At 69.8% G+C, this 23,752-nt stretch carries 19 protein-coding genes; 9 read left to right on the top strand and 10 right to left on the bottom strand.

Annotated features, from left to right (window positions below):
* Positions 1–28: 28 nt before the first annotated feature.
* The 4 genes from OG798_RS36470 to OG798_RS36455 form a co-directional block, all read right to left on the bottom strand.
* Positions 29–2,266, bottom strand: coding sequence for a FlgD immunoglobulin-like domain containing protein (locus tag OG798_RS36470; RefSeq protein ID WP_328758330.1), 2,238 nt, complete (start codon positions 2,264–2,266; stop codon positions 29–31).
* Between the two features lie 172 nt (positions 2,267–2,438).
* Positions 2,439–3,914, bottom strand: a complete 1,476-nt coding sequence (gene gltX, locus OG798_RS36465; protein WP_097224675.1) for a glutamate--tRNA ligase — start codon at positions 3,912–3,914, stop codon at positions 2,439–2,441.
* Complete coding sequence (locus OG798_RS36460) at positions 3,907–4,695, bottom strand: fumarylacetoacetate hydrolase family protein (protein ID WP_067370995.1); 789 nt, start codon at positions 4,693–4,695, stop codon at positions 3,907–3,909. The genes gltX and OG798_RS36460 overlap by 8 nt, the downstream gene beginning before the upstream one ends.
* Positions 4,696–5,082: 387 nt before the next feature.
* Positions 5,083–5,271: a hypothetical protein gene (locus tag OG798_RS36455; RefSeq protein ID WP_067370993.1), complete on the bottom strand. Its 189-nt coding sequence runs from the start codon at positions 5,269–5,271 to the stop codon at positions 5,083–5,085.
* A 598-nt stretch (positions 5,272–5,869) separates the two neighbouring features.
* Between OG798_RS36455 and OG798_RS36450 the strand changes: the two genes are divergently transcribed.
* The 8 genes from OG798_RS36450 to OG798_RS36415 all read left to right on the top strand — a co-directional run bounded on the left by OG798_RS36450 (position 5,870) and on the right by OG798_RS36415 (position 16,354).
* Complete coding sequence (locus OG798_RS36450; protein WP_328758329.1) at positions 5,870–9,619, top strand: nitrate- and nitrite sensing domain-containing protein; 3,750 nt, start codon at positions 5,870–5,872, stop codon at positions 9,617–9,619.
* A 9-nt stretch (positions 9,620–9,628) separates the two neighbouring features.
* Entirely contained in the window at positions 9,629–10,042 is a 414-nt protein-coding gene (locus OG798_RS36445; protein WP_010984127.1) for a roadblock/LC7 domain-containing protein, read from the top strand.
* Between the two features lie 111 nt (positions 10,043–10,153).
* Positions 10,154–10,552, top strand: a complete 399-nt coding sequence (locus tag OG798_RS36440) for a DUF742 domain-containing protein (protein WP_054235411.1) — start codon at positions 10,154–10,156, stop codon at positions 10,550–10,552.
* Positions 10,533–11,108, top strand: a complete 576-nt coding sequence (locus OG798_RS36435) for a GTP-binding protein (protein WP_054235412.1) — start codon at positions 10,533–10,535, stop codon at positions 11,106–11,108. The genes OG798_RS36440 and OG798_RS36435 overlap by 20 nt, the downstream gene beginning before the upstream one ends.
* Positions 11,109–11,458: 350 nt before the next feature.
* Complete coding sequence (locus OG798_RS36430) at positions 11,459–14,683, top strand: sensor histidine kinase (RefSeq protein WP_179857051.1); 3,225 nt, start codon at positions 11,459–11,461, stop codon at positions 14,681–14,683.
* A gap of 10 nt (positions 14,684–14,693) precedes the next feature.
* Positions 14,694–15,107, top strand: a complete 414-nt coding sequence (locus tag OG798_RS36425; protein WP_030948713.1) for a roadblock/LC7 domain-containing protein — start codon at positions 14,694–14,696, stop codon at positions 15,105–15,107.
* A 94-nt stretch (positions 15,108–15,201) separates the two neighbouring features.
* A complete protein-coding gene (locus OG798_RS36420) occupies positions 15,202–15,792 on the top strand; it encodes a DUF742 domain-containing protein (protein ID WP_095852426.1) in 591 nt (196 codons plus the stop codon).
* Positions 15,773–16,354, top strand: coding sequence for a GTP-binding protein (locus OG798_RS36415; protein WP_026248371.1), 582 nt, complete (start codon positions 15,773–15,775; stop codon positions 16,352–16,354). Before OG798_RS36420 ends, OG798_RS36415 begins: the two co-directional genes overlap by 20 nt.
* 171 nt (positions 16,355–16,525) lie before the next feature.
* On the opposite strand, the gene OG798_RS36410 is transcribed toward OG798_RS36415, so the two are convergent.
* Both OG798_RS36410 and OG798_RS36405 read right to left on the bottom strand, forming a co-directional pair.
* Positions 16,526–16,720 carry an acyl-CoA carboxylase subunit epsilon gene (locus OG798_RS36410; RefSeq protein WP_067370986.1) on the bottom strand — a complete coding sequence of 65 codons (195 nt, stop codon included), beginning with the start codon at positions 16,718–16,720 and terminating at the stop codon, positions 16,526–16,528.
* A gap of 57 nt (positions 16,721–16,777) precedes the next feature.
* Positions 16,778–18,367 (bottom strand): acyl-CoA carboxylase subunit beta, encoded by a 1,590-nt coding sequence (locus OG798_RS36405; RefSeq protein WP_328758328.1) that lies wholly within the window; start codon positions 18,365–18,367, stop codon positions 16,778–16,780.
* 495 nt (positions 18,368–18,862) lie between these two features.
* On the opposite strand from OG798_RS36405, the gene OG798_RS36400 reads away from it, so the two are divergent.
* Entirely contained in the window at positions 18,863–19,477 is a 615-nt protein-coding gene (locus OG798_RS36400) for a YceI family protein (protein ID WP_095852427.1), read from the top strand.
* A 109-nt stretch (positions 19,478–19,586) separates the two neighbouring features.
* On the opposite strand, the gene OG798_RS36395 is transcribed toward OG798_RS36400, so the two are convergent.
* From OG798_RS36395 to OG798_RS36380, 4 genes are all read right to left on the bottom strand, one after another.
* Positions 19,587–20,282, bottom strand: coding sequence for a response regulator (locus OG798_RS36395; protein ID WP_095852428.1), 696 nt, complete (start codon positions 20,280–20,282; stop codon positions 19,587–19,589).
* Complete coding sequence (locus tag OG798_RS36390) at positions 20,279–21,673, bottom strand: sensor histidine kinase (RefSeq protein ID WP_328758327.1); 1,395 nt, start codon at positions 21,671–21,673, stop codon at positions 20,279–20,281. Before OG798_RS36390 ends, OG798_RS36395 begins: the two co-directional genes overlap by 4 nt.
* 145 nt (positions 21,674–21,818) lie before the next feature.
* Positions 21,819–22,667 (bottom strand): ABC transporter permease, encoded by an 849-nt coding sequence (locus OG798_RS36385; protein WP_328758326.1) that lies wholly within the window; start codon positions 22,665–22,667, stop codon positions 21,819–21,821.
* The gene (locus OG798_RS36380; RefSeq protein ID WP_095852431.1) at positions 22,664–23,599 is read right to left on the bottom strand and encodes an ABC transporter ATP-binding protein; all 936 of its coding nucleotides are present in this window, start codon (positions 23,597–23,599) and stop codon (positions 22,664–22,666) included. Before OG798_RS36380 ends, OG798_RS36385 begins: the two co-directional genes overlap by 4 nt.
* Positions 23,600–23,752: the final 153 nt, after the last annotated feature.

The raw sequence follows: 23,752 nt of genomic DNA, 5'->3' as shown, positions 1-23,752 counted from the left end.
CGTATCCCCGGGCGCGGGCGGCTGTCCCTCAGCCGGCCGTGGTCGTACCGGTGAGGGCCAGGGCCGGCCCCTGGCCGTCGCGCGGCTCGGCGGTCAGCTTCCAGGTGTAGGTGCCGGAAGGAACGAAGGTGCCGGAGTCCGTACGGGCGTCCCAGGCGGGGCGGACCGCGGCGGCGGTGGAGGCGCCGGTGAGGGTGCGCACGACGGTGCCGGAGGCGTTGCTCAGGGTCAGCCGCCAGGTCGAGGGCTTGTTCAGCTGCCACACGGGCCGCCAGGGGTTCGCGGTGGTGGGGCCGCCCGGCTGCGGGTCGGTCTGTGCCTCCATCTGGGCGAGCGCCGAGGTCGGCACGCCCGCCGTGACGATCGCCACCTGACGCCTGTCGGTGAGGTAGGCGACGTTGCCGCCGAACCGGTCGACCGCCCAGCGGCCGGTGCTGCCGCCGGTGTTCTGGTCCGCGGTGGGCAGCACGGCCACGGTCCGGGTGGTCGCCGTGCCGGTGTGGAAGTCGGTGAGCAGCAGCTCGTGCGTGGTGCGGTTCTCGCGGACGAGATAGCCGTCGGCGAGGCGGGCCTGCCCGGACGGAACGGTGATGGCGCGGTTCGTGGCACGGTCGTAGACGCCCGCGGGGCCGGCCGAGCCGCAGCTCCAGTACAGCCAGGCGTTGACGGCCTGGATCTCGCTGGGCGTGCAGGGGGCGCCGGTGTCGACGGTGGCGACGTTCCTCTTGGCCTTGAGGTCGTACGCCACGACGGTGCCCTGGGTGCTGCCGGGGGTCCACAGGCGCTGGCCCCAGACCGCGGCGGCGGTGCGGGTGCGGTCGAGCGCGGTCGCGCCGGCGGTGGCGCCGCGCGGGAAGTCGGCGACCCGCTGGCTGCCGGGGGTGCCGCCGTTGTAGAGGACGTAGCGCCCGGTGCCGGTGCCGATGCGGCCGCCCGCGTCGCCGGTGGGCTCGTTGGCGATGGTCGTCGCGTCGAGCCCGACGGCCAGGACGTGCTCCTCGCCCTGGGCGTCGGTCCACAGGTAGGCCACCCGGCCGTCGCCCAGTGCTTCGAGCTGCGGGCACGCGGCGTCGCCGCCGGGGCAGGTCGAGCCCTGGAGCAGCGGGCCGCGACGGGACTGCAGGCCGGTGGGCTTGCCGTCGGTGTCCAGCGGGATGCCGTAGAAGCCGTAGATGCCGCCGGTGTGCGTCGTGTTGCCGTACATCAGCAACTCGCCCCCGGCGAGCGTCATGCCGTCCAGCGAGGCCTGCCAGGCGGGCAGGTCGAGCGCCTTCTCGGTGGTGGCGGAGCCGTCCGCGGCGGGGGTGACCCGGTACACGTGCCAGTCGACGCTCGACGGTCCGGCGGTGGCGAGGGCGCCGCCGTCCGGGGTGGCCAGGAAGGAGCCCTTGGAGTTGGCGAGCAGTGTGCGGGCCGTGTTGTCGGTGAGTGAGACGGCCGTGAGTTCGGGGGTGGCGCCGCCGGGCAGGAACATCGCGTTGCCGGTGAGGAGTTGGTCGCCGACCACGGCCTGCGCCTCGCCCAGGAAGGACGCCGTGATGGTGCTGGGGGCGGTGCCGGGGGCGGAGTCCACGCGGATCGCCTTGGTGCCGTTGACCACCCAGCGGTCGTTGAAGACGATCCGGGGCGAGTTGCCGACGCCGGTGAGGTACGTACGGAAGGTCCCGTCCGCGAGGTCCACGAGCCCCACGTCGGTGGCGCCGTCGTGGGTGTAGACGACGGCGAGGCGGCGCACCGAGCCGCCGGTGACGAAGGTGCCGGTGAGCTGGGCGCCGTCGGGGAGCCCGGTCACCGGAAGATCGGTGGTGGTGCCGTCGGCGGCGGCGCGCAGCACGTGCGGGGCGCCCGCGGCGTCCTGGGTGAGCACGCTCCAGCCGGAGGCGGCCCGGTACGTCTGGCCGGACGGGACGGTGACCGTGGCGGTCACGCCGGTGGAGCGGTGCTGCTGGGTCACGGTGGCGCCGGAGACGCTGGTGATGACGTCGGTGCCGGTGGTCAGGTCGTCCGGGCCCGCGTGTGCGGGCGGTGTGACACCCGGGTAGTCGGCCCACTGGAGCGTTCCCGAGTTTTCGGGCAGCCGGTAGCGGAACCCGGAGGATCCCGCCCAGGTGTAGTCGATCTCGGTCGGCAGCGAGCTGCTCAGCGGGACGGTGGCCACGGGTGTGTCGACGCTCGGCGCGGCGTGCGCGGGCGCGGTGAGCACGGCGCACGACAGAGCCACGGCCCCGCTGAGGGCCACTGCGGCAAGTCTTCGTGAACGGGTCACGTTCCCCTCCCCTGAAACATGGTGCGCAGACGCATCATGAGCACGGGGGTCATACAACTGCCCTGCCAGAGCGGCAGTTGACAGGAATGGTGAACTCCGGGTGACGGGTCGGCGCACAGCAGGGGGGCGGCGTCCGAACCGGATACCGCCCCCCTTTGTGTACACCGTGTGCTTACGCGGCGAGCCGCTCCAGTGCGGCGTCGACGCGGGCCAGGGTCTTCTCCTTGCCCAGGATCTGCAGGGACTCGAAGAGCGGCAGGCCCACCGTGCGGCCGGTGACGGCGACGCGGACCGGTGCCTGGGCCTTGCCGAGCTTGAGGCCGTGCTCCTCACCGGCGGCCAGGACGGCCTCCTTGAGGGACTCCGGGGAGGACCAGTCGGCGGCGTCCAGCTTCTCGCGGGCCGTGCGGAGCAGGGCGTCGCTGCCCTCCTTCATGGCCTTCGTCCAGGAGGCCTCGTCGACGGCCGGCTCCGGCAGGAACAGGAAGTCGACGTTGTCCGTGATCTCGGAGAGGACCTTCATCCGCGACTGGGCGTGCGGGGCGATCGCCTGCCACTTCGCCTCGTCGAAGTCCTCCGGCGCCCAGGGGGCGAACGGGGCCCGCAGCCAGGGGGCGCAGCGCTCGGTGAAGTCCTTCACGTCGAGCAGGCGGATGTGGTCGGCGTTGATCGCCTCGCACTTCTTCAGGTCGAAGCGGGCCGGGTTCGGGTTCACGTCCGTGACGTCGAACGCGGCGACCATCTCGTCGATGGAGAAGATGTCGCGGTCCGCCGCGAGCGACCAGCCGAGCAGGGAGAGGTAGTTCAGCAGGCCCTCGGGGAGGAAACCGCGCTCCCTGTAGAGGTTGAGCGAGGACTCCGGGTCGCGCTTGGAGAGCTTCTTGTTGCCCTCGCCCATGACGTACGGCAGGTGGCCGAAGGCGGGGGTCTCCTTGGCCACGCCCAGCTCGATCAGCGCCTTGTAGAGGGCGATCTGCCGCGGGGTGGAGGAGAGCAGGTCCTCACCGCGCAGGACGTGGGTGATCTCCATCAGGGCGTCGTCGACCGGGTTGACCAGCGTGTAGAGCGGTGCGCCGTTCGCCCGGACGATGCCGTAGTCCGGAACGTTCTCCGGGAGGTAGGTGATCTCGCCGCGGACCAGGTCCGTGAAGGTGATCGCCTCGTCGGGCATCCGGAAGCGGACGATGGGCGTGCGGCCCTCGGCCACGTAGGCGGCCTTCTGCTCGTCGGTGAGGTCGCGGCAGTGGCCGTCGTAGCCGGAGGGCTTGCCGGCGGCGCGGGCGGCCTCGCGGCGGGCGTCCAGCTCCTCGGTGGAGCAGTAGCAGTGGTACGCGTGGCCGGCGTCCAGCAGCTTCTGGGCGACATCCTTGTAGATGTCCATGCGCTGCGACTGGCGGTACGGCGCGTGCGGGCCGCCGATCTCGGGGCCCTCGTCCCAGTCGAAGCCCAGCCAGCGCATCGAGTCGAGCAGCTGGTCGTACGACTCCTCGGAGTCGCGGGCCGCGTCGGTGTCCTCGATGCGGAAGACCAGGGTGCCTTCGTTGTGCCGGGCGAACGCCCAGTTGAACAGGGCGGTGCGGACCAGGCCCACGTGGGGGTTGCCGGTCGGGGACGGACAGAAACGTACGCGGACGTTCGCGTTAGCCACGCTTGATCACCTTGTTGGTGAGAGTGCCGATGCCTTCGATGGTGACGGCGACCTCGTCGCCGACGTTCAGGGGGCCGACCCCAGCCGGGGTGCCGGTGAGGATCACGTCGCCGGGGAGCAGCGTCATGGCCTCGGTGATGTTGACGATCAGGTCCTCGACGGAGTGGATCATCTCGCTGGTGCGGCCGAGCTGGCGCTGGGCGCCGTTCACCGTGCACTGGATCGTGATGCCCTCGGCGATCGCGGCGAGGTCGAGGTCCGTCTCCACCCAGGGGCCGAGCGGGCAGGAGTTGTCGAAGCCCTTGGCCCGGGCCCACTGCTTCTCGCGCTTCTGGACGTCACGCGCGGTGACGTCGTTGGCGCAGGTGTAACCGAGGATGACGTCCTTGACGCGCTCGCGCGGGACCTCGCGGCACATGCGGCCGATGACCACGGCGAGCTCGGCCTCGTGGTGCAGCTCGCTGGAGAAGGAGGGGTACTGGATCTCGTCGCCGGGGCCGATCACCGAGGTCGACGGTTTGAAGAAGGCGAAGGGGGCGTCGGGCACCTCGTTGCCGAGTTCCTTCGCGTGCTCCGCGTAGTTGCGGCCGAAGGCCACGACCTTGTTGGGGAGCACCGGCGGCAGCAGCCGCACCTTGCTCAGCGGGACCTTCGTACCGGAGAGCTCGAAGTCCGCGAACGGAATGCCCTTGATGATGTCGAGGACGAGCTCGTCCGGCTTGTCGCCCTCGACCGCGCCGAAAGCGACGTTGCCGTCGATGGAGAACCTGGCGATGCGCACGGGATCCTTGCGCCCCTCACTGAGCTGGCTGGAGTCTGACGCTCCAGGCTAACGCGGGGAGGAGGGCGAGCCTCGCGTATATCCGCCGGTGGGCCGCAAGCCGTGTGCGCCGGGCGGCTGTCCGTCGTGTGTGGCGGTTGGCTGTCCGCCGTGTGGGGCCGCCGTCGGCCACCAGCGCCGGGGGGCCGTCATCCACATGCCCCGCCGGCCATCGGTCGTAGGTGGCGGTCGGCCGCCGACCAGGTGTGCGGGGCGACCGTCGACCATGCGTGCCGTCCGCCGGCCGTCGACGCCGGGCGGCCCCTCAGCCGCCTGCGTCGCGCGGCCCTCGGCCATGCGCGGCGGCCGACCCCCGCCGCGGTGAGTCGGCGGCGCTCCGCGTGCGTACTACTCGGCGACGGCGGCCGTGACCGGGGCTTCCATCAGGATGGTGCGGCGGGGGTTGGCGGTCTGGGTGGGGAGGTCGACCGAGTGCTCCGGCTGCTCCGGCGTCTGCAGCGCGTCGGCGTCCTCGAGGTGCGCCAGCGTGGTGCGTCGCGGGTTGGCTATGTTGCGGAACATCATCGTCGTCTTCACTGTTGATCCAGACCTCGTCGTGGTGGGCGCCGCGGGAGGTCAAGGACCGCCTGGTCGGCACGGGTTGTCGGATTTGCCATCCCTGTAAAGCGTCAGGCTAAACATGCAATTCCCGGTCGGAGCCGTGAAGACCTCATGATCGCCATGTGAGTTTGCTCACTTACCAGCAGGCAAACCGGTCAATTCAGGCCGCCAACTCGCCGCGACGAAACGGACATTGCTCTACTGAACCGAACATTCCGCTCCTGATCATCGCGACTGGGACACCCCTCGCGCACCCATGGCTCGTAGGCATACGCCCCTTATGTACGAGATCACTTTCTACGTCTCGTAACGCATCCCTCACAAGGTGTCACGGTGGTCACAGCCTGGTACACGGGCCTTGTTGGAGATCCTGCACTGTGCTGGAATTCCACGGACCGCCGCGGGATCCAACCGGCGCACAGGGGGCGCGACTCAGCGCCGGGTGGCGGCGGGAAGGGGGAGCAGCGCCGGTCACTCACGACCACACCTGGGGGCGTATCTGCGCCCCTGAACGACGCCGACACCGTCCCGCCGTTTCCGCGGAGGGGCGCCTGGTCCAGAGGTTGCGACGCTAGTGCAGGGACGTTTCAAGAGGGATGGCAGCGCTTCGGCGGAGCCGGAGCCGCACGGCGGGACCGACCGCGGTTCCTCGCCCCAGCACGCCCAGAGCCCGGGACAATCAGAACTCGGCGGCGGTGAGCGCTCCGCGCGCCCCGGCGCGACGGCTCCCGATCAACCACCCGCGAAGCCGAAGGGTCCCCCCGGCCCCGGCTCCCGAATAGCTCTGCGCAACTGGCGCATCTCCACGCGTCTGGTGTCGCTGCTCGCGCTCCCGGTGGTCGCCGCGACCACCCTGGGTGCCCTGCGCATCAACCAGTCGATGGACGACATCCAGCAGCTCGACAACATGAAGCTGCTGACCGACATGACCCAGCAGGCGACCGAGCTCGCCGCCGCGCTCCAGAAGGAGCGCGACCAGTCGGCCGGCCCGCTCGCGCACGGCGCGAAGCCCAACGACATCACGGTCAAGGGCGTCCGCGACGCGACGGACGTCGCCAAGCAGCAGTTCATCCAGGGCACGCAGGAGATCGACACCGCCAGCGCGAACGGGCAGCTCACCGGTGTCCGTGACAGCCTCGTGGCCATCGCGGGCGAGCTGAACAAGCTGAGCACCATCCGCAACGGCGCTTACAGCGACGCCAAGAACTCCTCGCAGACGGTCGACGGGTACCACCGCCTCATCACTCAGCTGATCGGCCTCTCCCAGGACATGGCCGAGGCGACCAGCAACCCGGAGATGATCTCGCGCACCCGCGCCCTGTCGGCCTTCTCCTCCGCCAAGGAGTACGCCTCCGTCCAGCGCGCCGTCATCGCCGCCGCGCTGCCCGCGAGCAACACCACCTTCGGCCAGCTCTCCGAGAACGACCGGCTGTACGCGAACTCCGCGCAGGACAGTGAGGCCTCCGAGCGCACCAGCTTCGCGAGCATCTACGGCTCCGGAGCGGAAGACCTCACCAAGCCGATCGACCAGGGCAACCCGACGATCCAGGCCGCCGACGCGTACTCCAACCGCGTACTCGGCTCGACGGGCGGTCTGAACACCCAGGACAAGCGCTCGTACAAGGACTGGGTCGACGACGACACGGCCAAGATCGAGCAGATGTCGAAGATCGAGCTGACGCTGCTCAACCAGATGGAGCAGAAGGCCCGTGAGCTGAAGAACGCCTCCCAGCAGGAAGCGATCATCTCCGGTGCGCTGATCCTGCTGGTCCTCGGCGTCTCGCTGGTCGGCGCCTTCGTCGTGGCCCGCTCCATGATCCGCTCGCTGCGCCGGCTCCAGGACACCGCGACCAAGGTCGCCCAGGACCGTCTGCCCGAGCTGGTCAAGCAGCTCTCCGAGTCCGACCCGCAGGACGTCGACACCTCCGTCGAGTCCGTCGGTGTGCACTCCCGGGACGAGATCGGCCAGGTGGCCGCGGCCTTCGACGACGTGCACCGCGAGGCCGTACGACTGGCCGCCGAGCAGGCCCTCCTGCGAGGCAACGTCAACGCGATGTTCACCAACCTCTCGCGCCGCTCCCAGGGCCTCATCCAGCGTCAGCTCTCGCTCATCTCCGAGCTGGAGTCCCGCGAGGCCGACCCGGACCAGCTGTCCTCCCTCTTCAAGCTCGACCACCTCGCGACCCGCATGCGCCGTAACGGTGAGAACCTCCTCGTTCTCGCCGGTGAAGAGCCCGGCCGCCGCTGGACCCGCCCGGTCCCGCTGGTCGACGTGCTCCGCGCCGCCGCCTCCGAGGTGGAGCAGTACGAGCGCATCGAGCTGGCCTCGGTCCCGACGACGCAGGTCGCCGGCCGAGTCGTCAACGACCTCGTGCACCTGCTCGCCGAGCTCCTCGAGAACGCCACCTCGTTCTCCTCCCCGCAGACCAAGGTCAAGGTCACCGGTCACGCGCTGCCCGACGGCCGCGTGCTGATCGAGATCCACGACACCGGTATCGGCCTCTCCCCCGAGGACCTGGCCGCGATCAACGAGCGGCTCGCCTCGCCGCCCACCGTGGACGTCTCCGTCTCCCGCCGCATGGGTCTGTTCGTGGTCGGTCGTCTGTCGCAGCGGCACGGCATCCGCATCCAGCTGCGTCCGTCCGACTCCGGTGGCACCACCGCGCTCGTCATGCTCCCCGTCGACGTCGCCCAGGGCGGCAAGAAGGCGCCGGGCAAGCCGGGTCCCGGTGGTTCCGGTGGTCCGGTCGCCGCACAGGCCTCGGCCGGTGTCGCGGCGGCCCGCCGCGGCGGCCAGGGCGGCGGTCCGTCCCTCGGGGCGGGTGCCCCCGCCGCCGGTGGCGGTCTCCTCGGTGCCCAGCCGCAGCGCGGACAGGTCGGCGCCGGTCAGGGTCCGCGGGCCGCGCTCCCCGGCAGCAACCAGGGCGGTCGCCCGGGTGCCCCGGGTGGGGCGCGTGGACCGCAGGGTCCCGGCAACCAGGGCAGGCCGGCCCCGGCCGGTGCGGGCGCCTTCGGGCAGAGCCCGCAGGGCCTGCAGGCTGCCGGAACCGGTGCCTCCCAGGGCTTCGACTTCGGTGACAACAGCGGCCCCGCGGCCGCTCCTCCGCAGCAGCCCGCGGGCAACAAGGGCGGCGGCCGCCGCAGGCCGCAGCTGCCCGGACGTGGTGGTCCGCGTGCCGAGCTGCCCGGTGGCAGCCCGCAGCAGTCCCGGCCGAGCTGGAGCGACGACAACGCGCAGCCGCCGGTGCCGCGCGCGTCCCTCGACACCCCGCGCGGTCACGAGGAACCCGACTCCACTTCGCGCATGCCCCGGATCGACGACCGGCAGGACCCGGCCGCGACCTCGGAGATGCCGCGGATCGACGACCGCCAGGGTCCCGCGGCCACCTCGGGGTTCCCCCGTCCCGACTTCGACGCCCCGCGCCCCGGCATGAACGCGCCGCAGAACAACGGGCAGAACAACGGTCAGTTCGTCCGCCCCGACGTGTACGGCTCCTCGGGCACGGCTCCGGCCGCCCCGAACCCGTCCACCACGGGCCAGTTCGCCACCCCGGGCTACGGCGCCTCCTCGGACCCCTCGTCCACGGGCCAGTTCGCCACGCCCGGCTACGGCGCCTCCCAGGACCCGTCGTCCACCGGCCAGTTCGCTCGGCCGGGTTACGGCAACGGCCAGGACCCCTCGTCGACCGGCCAGTTCGCGACGCCCGGCTACGGCAACCGCCAGGACCCCTCGTCCACCGGCCAGTTCGAGCGCCCGGCGCCCCCGCAGCAGCGGCCCACGCGTCCGCAGGAGCCCGAGGCGCTGCCGCCGGCGACGGGACCCGGTGACGGACGTACGCCGCTGTACGACACGCTGGAGACCAACTGGTTCCACGGTCAGGCGAACGGCTCCCAGAACGGCTCCCCCAACGGAGCTCACAACGGCGCCCAGAACAACGGCGTCCACACCAACGGCTCGCAGCCCTCGCAGCAGCAGCCGCCACAGACCCCCACAGCACCACCGCAACGGCCGGCCGCCGCACCGGCTTCCGCCAACTGGCGCACCTCGCCGAACGACGACCTCGTCCGGCAGGCAGAACGCGTCCGTCAACCGTCGGCGGGCGGGGTCACCACCTCAGGCCTGCCGCGCCGCGTCCCGCGAGCCAACCTCGTCGCGGGTACGGCACAGCAGCAACAGCACCAAACTGGTCCGCAGGTCTCCCGTGCGCCTGATGACGTACGCGGCCGGCTGACCAATCTCCGTAGGGGCATTCAGCAGGGTCGACAGGCCGGTACCGGCCAGACCGGCAGCTTCCCCAGCCCCACTCACCAGCAGGAGCGTTAGTTGAGCCCGATGAGCCAGGCGGCACAGAACCTGAACTGGTTGATCACCAACTTTGTGGACAACACCCCCGGGGTGTCCCACACCGTCGTCGTGTCAGCCGACGGGCTCCTTCTGGCCATGTCCGAAGGATTCCCACGCGACCGCGCCGACCAGCTTGCGGCCGTCGCCTCCGGTCTGACCTCGTTGACCGCCGGGGCCTCCCGGATTTTCGAGGGCGGCACGGTGGCCCAGACGGTCGTCGAAATGGAGCGCGGCTTCCTCTTCCTCATGTCCGTCTCGGACGGCTCGTCCTTGGCGGTCCTCTCCCACCCGGAGTGCGACATCGGCCTTGTCGGCTACGAGATGGCGCTGCTCGTCGATCGGGCGGGTGCCGTACTCACGCCGGACCTGCGCGCTGAACTCCAGGGAAGTCTGCTCCACTAAAGGGCCCTGGTTCTAGAGACTGCACGAAATCACCGTCCGGCCGCCACAATCCCCCCACCGGCCCCAACAGACGGCACGAATGACCGACTTGCTGTCCCGCCCGGAGGATTCATGACCCCGCCCACCGCCTCTCATGATCCGTACGCACAGCCGTACGGGGACGAGGGCGACCAGCCGCTGGTACGTCCGTACGCGATGACCGGCGGCCGGACCCGGCCGCGGTACCAACTCGCCATCGAGGCACTGATCAGCACTACGGCCGACCCCGCGCAGTTGATGGGGCTGCTCCCCGAGCACCAGCGGATCTGCCACCTTTGCCGTGAGGTCAAGTCGGTGGCCGAGGTGTCGGCCCTCCTGTCCATGCCGCTCGGTGTGGCCAGGATCCTCGTCGCGGACCTCGCGGAGGCCGGACTCGTCGCCATTCACCAGCCTGGCGGCGATGAGAACAACGGCGGCGCGCCGGACGTGACTTTGCTCGAAAGGGTGCTCAGTGGACTTCGCAAGCTCTGACGGAGGTCGTACGACCACCTCCGCGAAGATCGTGGTGGCGGGCGGATTCGGCGTGGGCAAGACCACGTTCGTCGGCGCCGTCTCGGAGATCAACCCGCTGCGCACCGAGGCCGTCATGACGTCCGCGTCGGCCGGCATCGACGACCTCACCCACACCGGAGACAAGACGACGACCACCGTCGCCATGGACTTCGGCCGCATCACCCTGGACCAGGACCTGATCCTGTACCTCTTCGGTACGCCGGGTCAGGACCGCTTCTGGTTCATGTGGGACGACCTGGTCCGCGGCGCCATCGGTGCCGTCGTCCTGGTCGACACCCGCCGTCTCGCCGACTGCTTCCCCGCGGTCGACTACTTCGAGAACAGCGGCCTGCCGTTCGTCATCGCCCTCAACGGCTTCGACGGACATCAGCCCTACAACCCCGAAGAGGTGCGCGAGGCGCTCCAGATCGGACCGGACGCCCCGATCATCACGACGGACGCCCGGCACCGTGCGGACGCGAAGAGCGCGCTCATCACGCTGGTCGAGCACGCACTCATGGCACGTCTGCGCTAGCACTCAAGTCGACAGCTTCATACGACAGTTGTCGTAGGGACATTGGAGCCGGCTGTGTCGTTTGACACGGTCGGCCACAGTGTTCATAACGTTTCGACATGGAATTCGGTGGACACCGACACGCATCGCGGTCATTCGGTGTCGCTGCGCTCACAAAAGCCCCGTCTTTTGACGGGGCTCGCTCTTTATGACCGTTTTATCTAGGGGATACGTCACCCGGAACAAGCGGTTCCGAGTGTTTGGAAGGGCGCCGCCTGACGTGCTGGAATGCGCTGAACTGCCCAGTAGTCAAGGGCGCTGGAGACACCGCGGCACAACGTAGGTGCCGACGCCGAGAGGTTGTTGGTCGAGTGAGGCGAAGCAAGAACGGTCCCGAGCCGTTGGCACGGGGCAACTTCACCCCGCCGCCGCGCGGCGCGGCGCCCGCGCAGGTGCCCGTCCCGGAGCCCACGCCGGCGCCCCCGCCGAGCGGCGGTCGTATGTCCCCCCGTAACTGGCGCGTACCCACCAGGCTGAACGCGATCCTGCTCATACCTGTGATCGTCGGCCTCATCATGGGCGGCTTCCAGGTGAAGAACTCGATCGACACCTGGCAGGAGGCTCGCGACGCCGAAAAGGTCGCCAAGATCGTGGCGGCCGCCAGCGACTACGCCGAGGCTCTGCTCAACGAGCGCGACGTGTCCGCCAAGCCACTGCTCAAGAACGACCGGAACAACGCCGCGGTCAAGCAGGTCCGCGCGACCACCGACCAGATGGCCGACGCCTTCCACAAGGAAGTCGTCGGCATGCCGGCCAAGCAGGGTCTTGAGCGCCGGCTGAGCCTGGTGGTGAAGGCCGAGCCCCAGCTGGACCAGATCCGCAAACTCGCCTTCACCAAGTCCATGGACCCGGTGCAGACCGAAGAGGGCTACGTCACCGTCGAGCACCTGCTGATGGAGTTCTCGAACGAACTCGGCCTCGGCACGGGCAACATCACGAGCTACGGCCGTTCGGTGTACGCCATCGCGCTCGCCAAGGGCGCCGAGTCGCTGCAGCGCTCGATCGGCACCCACCTGATCGTCAAGCCCAGCACCGACACGAAGAACCACGCGCTGCAGGTCACCTCCTTCACCTCGTACGCGTACCTGGAGAACATCGCTCTCCAGGAGTACGTCTCCGGCGGCACCGAGCAGGACGAAGCCCGGCTCAAGCAGGTCATGGCGGAGAAGACCGCCGAGGGCAAGAGCCAGCTGGCTGCGGCCAAGAGCAAGACCGAGGCCGAGGGCGGGACCTTCGTGGCGCCGCCCGACATGAATGGGATGATCCAGGCGATCGCAAGCGGCGCCACGCCCACCCAGCTCGCCGCTCAGGGCATCACTTCTGAGACGTGGATGGCCGCCGCCACCCTCAAGTTCCAGGGCTACAGCCAGGTCGAGAAGGAACTCATCGACCGGGCCGTCAACGACGCCGGAAGCATCGCCTCCGACGCCCAGCGCCGGGCCTACATCAACGGCGCCATCGTCGTGATCGCCCTGCTCGCCGCCTTCATCCTGGCCGGACTCATGGCCCGCCAGATGAGCCGCGCGATGCGCCAGCTGCGCAACGCGGCCTTCGGGGTCGCCGAGCAGCGTCTGCCGATGCTGGTCGACCAGCTCTCGCGCACCGACCCGGGCCGCGTCGACACCCGTGTCACGCCCATCCCGATCACCACCACGGACGAGATCGGCGAAGTCGCCCGCGCCTTCGACCAGGTCCACCGCGAGGCCGTCCGGCTCGCCGCCGAGCAGGCCCTCCTGCGGGGCAACATCAACGCGATCTTCACCAACCTGTCGCGCCGCAACCAGTCCCTGATCGAGGGCCAGCTGACCCTCATCACCGACCTGGAGAACAACGAGGCCGACCCGGACCAGCTGGAGAACCTCTTCCGCCTGGACCACCTCGCGACCCGTATGCGCCGCAACGGCGAGAACCTCCTCGTCCTCGCCGGTGAGGAGCCGGGCCGCCGCTGGGACCAGCCGGTGCCCCTCGTGGACGTCCTGCGCGCCGCCTCCTCCGAGGTGGAGCAGTACGAGCGCATCGAGCTCTCCGGCGTCCCGGAGGCCGAGATCCACGGCCGCGCCGTGACCGACCTCGTGCACCTGCTCGCCGAGCTCCTGGAGAACGCCACCACGTTCTCCTCCCCGCAGACCAAGGTCCGCGTCACCGCGACCCGGCTGCCCGACGGCCGCATCATGGTCGAGATCCACGACAAGGGCATCGGCCTCACCGCCGAGGACTTCGCGGACATCAACCACAAGCTGGCCAACCCGCCGACCGTGGACGCCGCGATCTCGCAGCGCATGGGCCTGTTCGTGGTCGGCCGGCTGTCCGACCGGCACGGCATCCGCGTCCAGCTGCGCCCCTCCGGCGAGCAGGCCGGTACGACCTCGCTCGTCATGCTCCCCGACGCGATCACCCACGGTGGTGGCGGCGGCGAACAGCAGCTCCAGCGCGACGAGTTCACCGTCTCGCAGATCATCCCGGAGCCGCAGAGCTTCCAGCCGGAGCAGGCCTTCCAGTCCCAGGCCCAGCCGATGCGCACCGCCGCCGAACTCGGCTTCGACGACAGCCGCTACACGGAGGTCCCCGACGACATCCGGGAGCTGGACCCCGTCGGGCGCTCGCTGATGCGTGAGGAGCGCCGTGCGGCCCTGGAGGCCCAGGCACAGGGCCAGCCGGAGGCCATCGAGCCGCCGAGGTACCAGGAGGACTTCGAGGCCCCCCAGCCCGCGTACGACGACGCTCAGGCCTCCTTCGGCAACGGGCAGCCCGGGTACGACAACGGCCAGGGTGCCTACGAGGAGCAGCAGGCCTCGTACGACCAGCAGACGGGGTACGAGGAACCGCAGCAGGGGACGTACGACGAGACGTACTTCCCGTCGAACGGCGGCTACCCGGAACCCGCGTATGCGGAGCCGGTCCAGGAGGAGCACACGGGAGCCCGGAGTTCCGCTTCGGACACCTTCTCGGCCTTCGACGAGCCGTCCTACCAGGACGACTGGCCGCAGCAGGAGTCGTACCGGAACGGTTACCCGTCCGGGTACGCTCCCGAAGCGGAATCTTCGCAGGCCGCTGACGTGAGTGAGCAGGACCGCGTAGGCTTCAGCCGTCCGGGACCGACCTCCTCCGCCCCCCATGAGCTGACCGACGCCGGGCTGCCGCGCCGCGGATCCACCGCGAGCGGCACCAACGGCCAGCGGCCCGTGGACCAGGGCACCCAGGGGGTTCAGGCACCGCCCGCGGCCACCGCGAGCAATGGCGACGGCGACTGGCGTACGTCCAACGACAACCGCTGGCAGCGCGCCGAGCAGCTCAAGAAGCCCAAGGCGGGCGGGGTCACCTCGTCCGGTCTTCCCCGGCGGGTGCCCAAGGCCAATCTGGTCGAGGGAACCGCGGAAACGACCCCACAGGGCGGCCCTCAGGTCTCCCGCGCTCCCGAGGACATCCGGGGCAGGCTGAGCAACCTGCGCCGCGGCGTCCAGCAGGGACGCAATGCAGGTAGTGACACGAACGGCCAGGGCTTCGGTCCTGACAGCACCTACAACCAGGAGCGTTAGTGTGAGCCCGATGAGCCAGGCGGCGCAGAACCTCAACTGGTTGATCACCAACTTCGTGGACAACACCCCCGGGGTGTCCCACACGGTGGTGGTCTCCGCCGACGGACTCCTTCTGGCGATGTCCGAAGGCTTTCCCCGTGACCGCGCCGACCAGCTCGCGGCCGTCGCGTCCGGGCTGACCTCGTTGACCGCGGGCGCGTCCCGCATCTTCGAGGGCGGCAGCGTGAACCAGACAGTTGTGGAGATGGAGCGAGGATTCCTCTTCCTCATGTCCATTTCTGATGGTTCCTCGCTCGCGGTCCTTGCACATCCCGAAGCGGACATCGGTCTCATCGGGTACGAGATGGCCCTTCTGGTGGACCGTGCCGGTACGGTTCTGACCCCGGATCTTCGAGCGGAGCTCCAAGGGAGCCTTCTCAACTAACAGACAGACCGTGCGTTTTGGCGTCCCGGGGCCGTAAGGTTTCGGGACGCGGTCCCACAGTGATGGGTGCCCGGCACAGTCGGAGGAGGAGAAAGTGGCAACACCCCCAGGCGGTTCGTCTTCGGGCAACTGGTCGTACGGCCCCGGCCAGGGGCAGGGCCAGGGTGACGGTTCACAGAACCCGAACCGATTCAACTTCCCCTCCGCGCCCAGCCACCGGCGCCAGCAGCCGTACGCACCGCAGGGCCCCGGCCCCTCGCCGTACGACCAGCCGCCGGCGCCGCGCATCCAGCCTGTGCAGCCTCAGCGACGCACCCCCGAGGCGGCGCCCGCGGGATCGTCGAACAACCCTCTGGTGCGCCCGTACGCGATGACGGGCGGCCGCACCAGGCCCCGCTACCAGCTCGCCATCGAGGCACTGGTGCACACCACCGCACAACCGCACCAGATGCAGGGCCAGTTGCCCGAACATCAGCGGATCTGCAACCTCTGCCGGGAGATCAAGTCGGTGGCCGAAATCTCGGCGCTGCTGACGATCCCTCTCGGTGTGGCCAGGATTCTCGTCGCCGACTTGGCGGAGGCGGGCCTGGTCGCCATCCATCAGCCCGGCGGCGACGAGAACGCCGGCGGCCAGCCAGACGTGACTTTGCTCGAAAGGGTGCTCAGTGGACTTCGCAAGCTCTAGCGGAGGGCCTTCCCGCTCCACCACGTCCGCGAAGATCGTGGTGGCGGGCGGCTTCGGCGTGGGCAAGACCACGTTCGTCGGGGCCGTCTCGGAGATCAACCCGCTGCGTACCGAGGCCGTCATGACGTCCGCGTCCGCGGGCATCGACGACCTCACGCACACCGGAGACAAGACGACGACCACCGTCGCCATGGACTTCGGCCGCATCACCCTGGACCAGGACCTGATCCTGTACCTGTTCGGCACCCCCGGTCAGGACCGCTTCTGGTTCATGTGGGACGACCTGGTCCGCGGCGCCATCGGCGCGATCGTCCTGGTCGACACCCGCCGTCTCGCCGACTGCTTCCCCGCGGTCGACTACTTCGAGAACAGCGGCCTGCCGTTCGTCATCGCCCTCAACGGCTTCGACGGCAACCAGCCCTACAACCCGGACGAGGTCCGTGAAGCCCTTCAGATCGGCCCCGACACGCCGATCATCACGACGGACGCCCGGCACCGCGCCGACGCGAAGTCGGCGCTGATCACGCTGGTCGAGCACGCCCTGATGGCACGTCTGCGGTAGCGCTTCCGCGCGGCGAAGCAACAAGTAGGGGCCCTCTCCACTCGGTGGAGAGGGCCCCTACTTCTGCCCCCTACTTCTGCCCTGGGACAAAGACAGCCCCGGGACACGGACAAAGGGGAAGGGCCCGCTCTTCACAGAGCGGGCCCTTCCCCTTTGCTGAGGCGCCGGAGGCTAGCCGTGCCAGCTGTGCGGGGCGCGGAAGCCGGGCTCGCGCTCCAGGCGGCGCCAGCCGGCCTTCGCACGGCCACGGTGGGTGGGGGTGGTGTCCGGCTGGGCGGCGGCGCGGGCCAGGAGGATGGCCGTGATGGCGGCGACTTCCTCGGGCTCGGCGTGGCCCTTCTCGACGCGGATGTCAGGGGTGTCCATAGGTTTCAGTCTCCGTGAGAGAGGTTTCCGCGGCGGTACCGCGAAGGATCCGCAGGGTTACTGCGGGGGGTTGCCGTGCTTGCGGGAGGGCAGGTCCGCGTGCTTGGACTGCAGCATGGCCAGGGAGCGGATCAGCACCTCGCGGGTCTCCGCCGGGTCGATGACGTCGTCGACCAGGCCCCGCTCGGCCGCGTAGTAGGGGTGCATGAGTTCGGCCTTGTACTCCTTGACCATGCGTACGCGCATGGCCTCGGGGTCGGCGGCCTCGGCGATCTGCCGACGGAAGATGACGTTGGCCGCACCTTCCGCACCCATCACGGCAATCTCGTTGGTGGGCCAGGCGTAGGTGAGGTCGGCCCCGATGGACTGGCTGTCCATGACGATGTAGGCACCTCCGTACGCCTTGCGCAGGATGAGCGAGATCCGCGGCACCGTCGCGTTGCAGTACGCGTACAGCAGTTTGGCGCCGTGCCGGATGATCCCGCCGTGCTCCTGGTCGACCCCGGGCAGGAATCCGGGAACATCCAGGAGGGTGACGATCGGAATATTAAAAGCGTCACACATCTGGACAAAGCGCGCAGCTTTTTCGGAGGCCTCGATGTCCAGCACGCCCGCGAGGGACTGCGGCTGGTTGGCGACGATGCCCACCACCTGGCCGTCAAGGCGGGCCAGCGCGCAGATGATGTTGCGGGCCCAGCGCTCGTGGACCTCCAGGCAGTCGCCGTCGTCGACGATCTCCTCGATGACCTTCGTCATGTCGTACGGCCGGTTGCCGTCCGCCGGGACCAGGTCCAGGAGGACGTCCGAGCGGCGGTCCGCGGGGTCCTGCGAGGTCGCGTGCGGCGGGTTCTCGCGGTTGTTCTGCGGGAGCATCGACAGGAGGTAGCGCACCTCCGCGATGCAGGTCTCCTCGTCGTCGTACGCGAAGTGACAGACACCGGAGGTCTCCGCGTGGACGTCGGCGCCGCCGAGCCCGTTCTGGGTGATCTCCTCGCCGGTGACCGCCTTGACGACGTCGGGGCCGGTGATGAACATCTGCGAGGTCTCGCGGACCATGAACACGAAGTCCGTCAGCGCGGGACTGTAGGCGGCGCCGCCCGCGCACGGGCCGAGCATCACCGAGATCTGCGGGATGACGCCCGACGCCTTCGTGTTGCGCTGGAAGATGCCGCCGTAGCCGGCGAGCGCACTCACGCCCTCCTGGATGCGGGCGCCCGCACCGTCGTTGAGGGAGACCAGCGGCGCGCCGGCCGCGATGGCCATGTCCATGATCTTGTGGATCTTCGTGGCGTGCGCCTCGCCCAGCGCACCGCCGAAGATACGGAAGTCGTGCGCGTAGACGAAGACCGTACGGCCCTCCACCGTGCCCCAGCCGGTGACGACACCGTCGGTGTACGGCTTCCTGGCCTCCAGACCGAACCCGGTCGCCCGGTGCCGGCGCAACTGCTCGACCTCCTGGAAGCTGCCTTCGTCCAGCAGCAGGGCGATGCGCTCCCGGGCGGTCAGCTTGCCCTTGGCGTGCTGCGCCTCGGTCGCCTTCTCGCTGGGTCCTCGCAGCGCCGCCGCACGAATCGCGTGCAGTTCGGCCACGCGCCCGCGTGCGTCCGTGGGTTCGCCTGAGGGTGCGGCCTCATCCAAAACGGTCATGTAGCGACCATACGAAGTCGAACAAGAAAACCGGGCCGTCGACTCCGTACAGTCTCCGGCCCGTTTTCCTGGTACCCCTGAACAGAACCGCGACGGGATGCAGGCGATCTGACTGCTCAGAGGGCATCTGGCTTGTAGAGGTCACACAAAGCCGCGGGCTGAGAGTCCGCTCACATTCGTGAGGGGCCCATGCCATCCCTAGAGTGACACGGCGCCTTGCACGGCACCCGTTCGGCGTACACCGCACCGTCCGCCCGACCCCCGTCCAGGTGGAGCGAGGATACGCGGGCTGCCGCGGGAGAGCGGAGAGTGACCGCCGGGAAGCGGGTCGACGAAGCGCGACGTAACGTCGTAAACACATGGCGGATGATGTTGAAACTTGAACGGAATAGGTCTACTGTCTCCCTTGTTGGCCTCGTTGAATCTTCAACAAACTCTCTGCCGCGGCTTTCGGCTTCCCGACGAAACCGCGACCCGTCCCCCTAGGAGCACGTCATGGGCATCTTCGGCCGCAAGACCACCGACACCCCCGCCGCCGCGACCACCGCCCCCGCCGCTGTGAGCCCCGAACTCGCCGCGCTCACCGGCGAATACACGATCGACCCGTCCCACTCGGAGATCGGTTTCGTCGCCCGTCACGCCATGGTGACGAACGTCAAGGGCTACTTCCAGGACTTCGACGGCACCCTGCACCTGGACGGCACGGACCCGTCCAAGTCCACCGCCACGATCGACGTCAAGATGGAAAGCATCGAGACGGGCTCCGCGGACCGTGACGGCCACCTGAAGAGCTCCGACTTCTTCAAGATCGACGAGTTCCCGACCATGACCTTCCGCTCCACCAAGGCGGAGGCCCTCGGCGGCGACGACTACCGGATCACCGGCGACCTGTCGATCCTCGGCGTCACCAAGCCGCTCTCCATCGACCTGGAGTTCAACGGCTCCGCGAAGGACCCCTTCGGCAACGAGCGCGTCGGTTTCGAGGGCAAGGCGGAGATCCTGCGGTCCGAGTGGGGCCTCACCTGGAACGCGGCCCTGGAGACCGGTGGCGTCCTCGTCTCCGACAAGATCAAGCTGACCTTCGACATCTCGGCGATCAAGAAGGCCTGAGCCCTCGACTCACGCCGGTGTCCTGAGCGCGCCCGCCCTCTGACTCCCCCAGCGGGAGGGCGGGCGCTCGGCATGCCCGCGTACGCCACCCCGCCGCCCCGCCGCCTGGCTAGTCGGGTGGGTTCGGGTGGGCGAGGCCGAGGTCGTAGGCGAGGATGACCGCCTGGACGCGGTCGCGGGCTCCCACCTTCGCCAGGACCCGGCCGACATGGGTCTTCACGGTGGATTCCGCGACGACCAGGCGTTCGGCGATCTCGCTGTTGCTCCAGCCCTGGCCTATGGCGACGAAGATCTCGTACTCCCGTTCGGTGAGAGCGCGCACCCGGGGGTCGTCCGCCGTCCTTGGACCCGACGCACCCGGCCGACCGGACGCATTCCGGGGCAGGTGCTTGGCGTAGGCGTCCAGGAGGCGGCGGGTCAGTGCGGGGGCGATCACCGCGTCGCCCGCCGCGACCGCGCGGATACCGGCCAGCAGTTCCTCGGGGTGGGCGTCCTTGAGGAGGAATCCGCTGGCTCCCGCGCGCAGCGCCGCGTGGGCGTATTCGTCCAGATCGAACGTGGTCAGGATGAGGACGCGGGAGCGGTCACCGGAGGCGACCACGCGACGGGTGGCCTCGATGCCGTCCATGCCGGGCATCCGTACGTCCATGAGGATCACGTCCGGGCGCAGTTCGGCGGCCCTGCGGACGGCGTCGGCGCCGTGGGCCGCCTCGCCGACGACTTCGGTGTCGGGGGTGCTCTCCAGGAGCATCCGGAAGCCGAGGCGTTGCAGTGGCTGGTCGTCCACGATGAGCACGGTGGTCACACCGCACCTCCTGTGGCGGCCGGCGGGGTGACATCGGTCTCGGCCGGGGTCTCGGCCGGGGTCTCGGCCAGGGTCTCGGCCAGGGGGGTGAGGTCGAGGGTGGCCCGCACCGTCCATCCTCCGCCGGGGGCGGGTCCCGCGCTGACGGTCCCGCCGTAGAGGGCTGCGCGTTCTCTCATACCGGCGAGTCCGTGTCCTTCCACCTGTGGCGGCCCCGGACGGACCGTACCGCCACCCCGGCCGGTGTCGTGGACGTCGATGTGCAGCCGCGTGTCCTTGACACCGACCGCGAGCTCGACGCGGGTGTCGTGGCCCGCGTGCTTGAGGGCGTTGGTGAGTGCTTCCTGCACTATGCGGTACACCGTCAGCTGGACCCCGCGGTCCAGGGTGTCCAGCTCGCCGCCCGTGCGATAGACGACCTGGGGACCGGCGGCGCGGATCCGGGCGCACAGGGCGTCGATGTCCGCGATGCCCGGCTGGGGGCTGAGCTGGGGCGCGGCGGGGGTCTGGGTCTGCTCGCGCAGCACGCCGAGCATGCGGCGCAGTTCGCCCAGCGCCTGACGCCCGGTGTCACCGATGAGCAGCAGGGCCTGCTTGCCGCGTTCCGGTGCGATGTCGGTCGCGTACGCGCCACCGTCGGCGAGCGTGATGATGACGGAGAGGTTGTGGCCGACGATGTCGTGCATCTCGCGGGCCACCCGGGTGCGTTCGGCGGCGGCGGCGAGCTTGCTGCGCTGGTCGCGTTCGATCTCCAGGCGGGTCGCACGGTCGCGCAGGACGGCGAGCTGGGCGCGCCGGATCCGTACGGCCAGACCGAGCGCGACCGCCGCGGTGATCGTGCTGAACAGGAAGAACAGCGCGTCCAGGACGGACACGGCGGACGGCAGCCGCAGGGCGACCAGGCCGAGGGCGGCCGCGGTGACCGCGCAGGCGACGGGCAGCCGCCGGAGCTGTCCGTGCAGCACCAGGCTGTAGAGGGCGATCAGCAGGGCGACGTCGGCGCGCAGCCAGACTCCCAGCGCCACCTGCAGGAAGAGCACCGCGGCGATCACGGCGAAGGCGAGTGACGGCCTTCGCCGCCGCCACAGCAGCGGCAGGACCAGTCCGGCCTGCAGCGCGACGGTCACCGGCCAGGGGAGGTGGGTGACCTGGGTGTCGAAGGCGTGTCGTCGGCCGTCGTCGTCGTGCACCAGGTCCGGCACGCAGAACATCAGCGCCACGACCACGATCACACCCGTGTCCAGGACCCACGGATGGTTCCGGTCGCCCTGCTTGAGACGTCGGCCGAGCCGGGACAGTCCGCGGGCCAGGGGGTGGTTCCAGGGGAGCTCCGCCTCCGCCAGGGGCAGGTCGGAGGGTGCCCCCGGGTGGGCGGTGTCGTCGATGCTCATGGGGTCACTGGTCCGCGTTCATGGGTGTCACCTGTCCATTGTGTGTCCGTCCGCCTCCCCGTCCGCGTGTCTCTTGGGGTGTCTCTCCCTCAGACGTCAGACGTCAGACGTCAGATGTCAGGCGTCAGGCGTCAGGCGTCAGGCGTCAGGCGTCGGTGCGCAGGAGGCGGTAGGCGGCGCCCGCCAGGGCGAGCACGGTCCAGCCGAGGAAGACCAGGAGCCCGGCCGTGGGCGCGAGGGTCGTCGAGTCGTGGGTGAGCGCGAACATCGACTCACCCGCGTTGCTGGGCAGGTACGGGCTGATGTTGTCCTGCCACGAGGTGGGCAGCAGCGAGATCAGGCCGGGGATCAGCATCAGCGAGGCGACCAGGACCGATATGCCGCCGGCGACCGAGCGCAGCAGGGCGCCCAGGGCGGTGCCGATCACGCCGACCAGGCCCAGGTAGAGACCCGCGCCCAGCAGGCTGCGCACGACACCGGAGTGGGAGATCGTGAGGGCCGCCGGGGTGCCGGAGACGATCCCGCTGGTGATCATGAACGCGACGAAGACGCCGATGGTGGAGACGGCGAGGGCGACCAGGCCGAACACCGCCGACTTGGACCACAGCACCGGCAGGCGGCGCGGGACGGCGGCCAGCGTGGAGCGGATCATGCCGGTGGAGTACTCGCCGGCGGTGACCAGCACGCCCAGGACGCCGAGCGCCAGCTGGGCGAAGTTCGTGCCGAACACGGAGAGGCTGAGCGCGGTGGCCGTGGCGTCGTCCGGGCGCAGCCGCCCACCGGAGTTGATCTGGGACTTGTAGTGCGCGGCGGCGATCACGCCGAACGCGACCAGGAACAACAGGCCCAGACCGAGGGTGATCCAGGTGGAGCGCAGGGACCACAGCTTGGCCCACTCCGAGCGCAGCACGCGCCGACCGGTGACCTTGTACTCGGGACGTGCGGTCCGCGCCGGTGCGGGCGCGGAGCTGTCGGTGACGGTGATGGTGCTCATGCCGCCCTCCCGGGGGCCTCGACGGTGGCGGTGGCGTGGTACTCGACGGCGTCACGGGTCAGGTCCATGAAGGCCTGTTCCAGCGAGACGGTCCGGGAGCTGAGCTCGAACAGGGGGATGCCGTGCTCGGCGGCCTTGAGACCGATGGCCCGTGCGGACAGGCCCGTCACGTGCAGCTCCTCGGAGCCGACCGCGCCGGTGATCTCGACGCCGGGGCCGGCCAGCACCTCGCGCAGGCGGGCCGATTGGTCGGAGGCCACGGTCACGGTGTCGCCGCCGGCCTGCTGAACCAGCTCCTGCACCGTGGTGTCGGCGAGCAGGCGACCGCGGCCGACGACGATCAGGTGGTCGGCCACCAGCGCCATCTCGCTCATCAGGTGCGAGGAGACGAAGACCGTACGGCCGTCCGCCGCGAGTCCGGTCAGCAGGTTGCGGATCCACAGCACGCCCTCGGGGTCCAGTCCGTTGACCGGCTCGTCGAGCATGATGGTGGCCGGGTCGCCGAGGAGCGCGGCGGCGATACCCAGCCGCTGGCCCATGCCGAGGGAGAAGGCGCCCGCGCGCTTCTTGGCCACGGACTGCAGACCGGTCAGCTCGATGACCTCCGCCACCCGGCGGCGCGGAATGCCGTGGGTGTAGGCCTGCGCCATCAGGTGGTCGAACGCGGAGCGGCCGGGGTGGATCGACTTGGCCTCCAGCAGCGCGCCGACCTCCTGGAGCGGCGCGGTGTGCGCGGCGTAGTGCTTGCCGTTGACCGTCACGCTGCCGTCGGACGGCGCGTCCAGTCCGACGATCATGCGCATGGTGGTGGACTTGCCCGCGCCGTTCGGGCCCAGGAAGCCGGTGACCGTGCCGGGCCTGACGACGAAGTCGAGCCGGTCGACCGCCGTCTTCTCCCCGTACCGCTTCGTCAGCTGATGTGCCTCGATCATCGCTCTTTCCTCACGCTCGGGGGGCCTGACCCCGCCAGACTGCTCACTCGCCACGCTAGGGGCCCGCGGACCGGGATCCGTGGTACCCGGGAGCTCAATGAGGTGCGGCCCGTAGTACCGAGGTACGACGGGGCCCTGCGTGGGGGATGACGT

The organism is Streptomyces sp. NBC_00271 (assembly GCF_036178845.1).
Taxonomy (GTDB): Bacteria; Actinomycetota; Actinomycetes; order Streptomycetales; family Streptomycetaceae; genus Streptomyces.
Note: the sequence above shows the minus strand (reverse complement) of the source record. Positions and strands in the feature narration are given on the sequence as shown.

Coding starts and splice junctions, on each gene's coding strand:
- OG798_RS36445 (WP_010984127.1), top strand. CDS start 9,629: ATGAGCCAGGCGGCACAGAACCTGAACTGGTTGATCACCAACTTTGTG.
- OG798_RS36440 (WP_054235411.1), top strand. CDS start 10,154: ATGACCCCGCCCACCGCCTCTCATGATCCGTACGCACAGCCGTACGGG.
- OG798_RS36425 (WP_030948713.1), top strand. CDS start 14,694: ATGAGCCAGGCGGCGCAGAACCTCAACTGGTTGATCACCAACTTCGTG.
- OG798_RS36410 (WP_067370986.1), bottom strand. CDS start 16,720: ATGGACACCCCTGACATCCGCGTCGAGAAGGGCCACGCCGAGCCCGAG.
- OG798_RS36405 (WP_328758328.1), bottom strand. CDS start 18,367: ATGACCGTTTTGGATGAGGCCGCACCCTCAGGCGAACCCACGGACGCA.
- OG798_RS36400 (WP_095852427.1), top strand. CDS start 18,863: ATGGGCATCTTCGGCCGCAAGACCACCGACACCCCCGCCGCCGCGACC.
- OG798_RS36390 (WP_328758327.1), bottom strand. CDS start 21,673: ATGAGCATCGACGACACCGCCCACCCGGGGGCACCCTCCGACCTGCCC.
- OG798_RS36385 (WP_328758326.1), bottom strand. CDS start 22,667: ATGAGCACCATCACCGTCACCGACAGCTCCGCGCCCGCACCGGCGCGG.
- OG798_RS36380 (WP_095852431.1), bottom strand. CDS start 23,599: ATGATCGAGGCACATCAGCTGACGAAGCGGTACGGGGAGAAGACGGCG.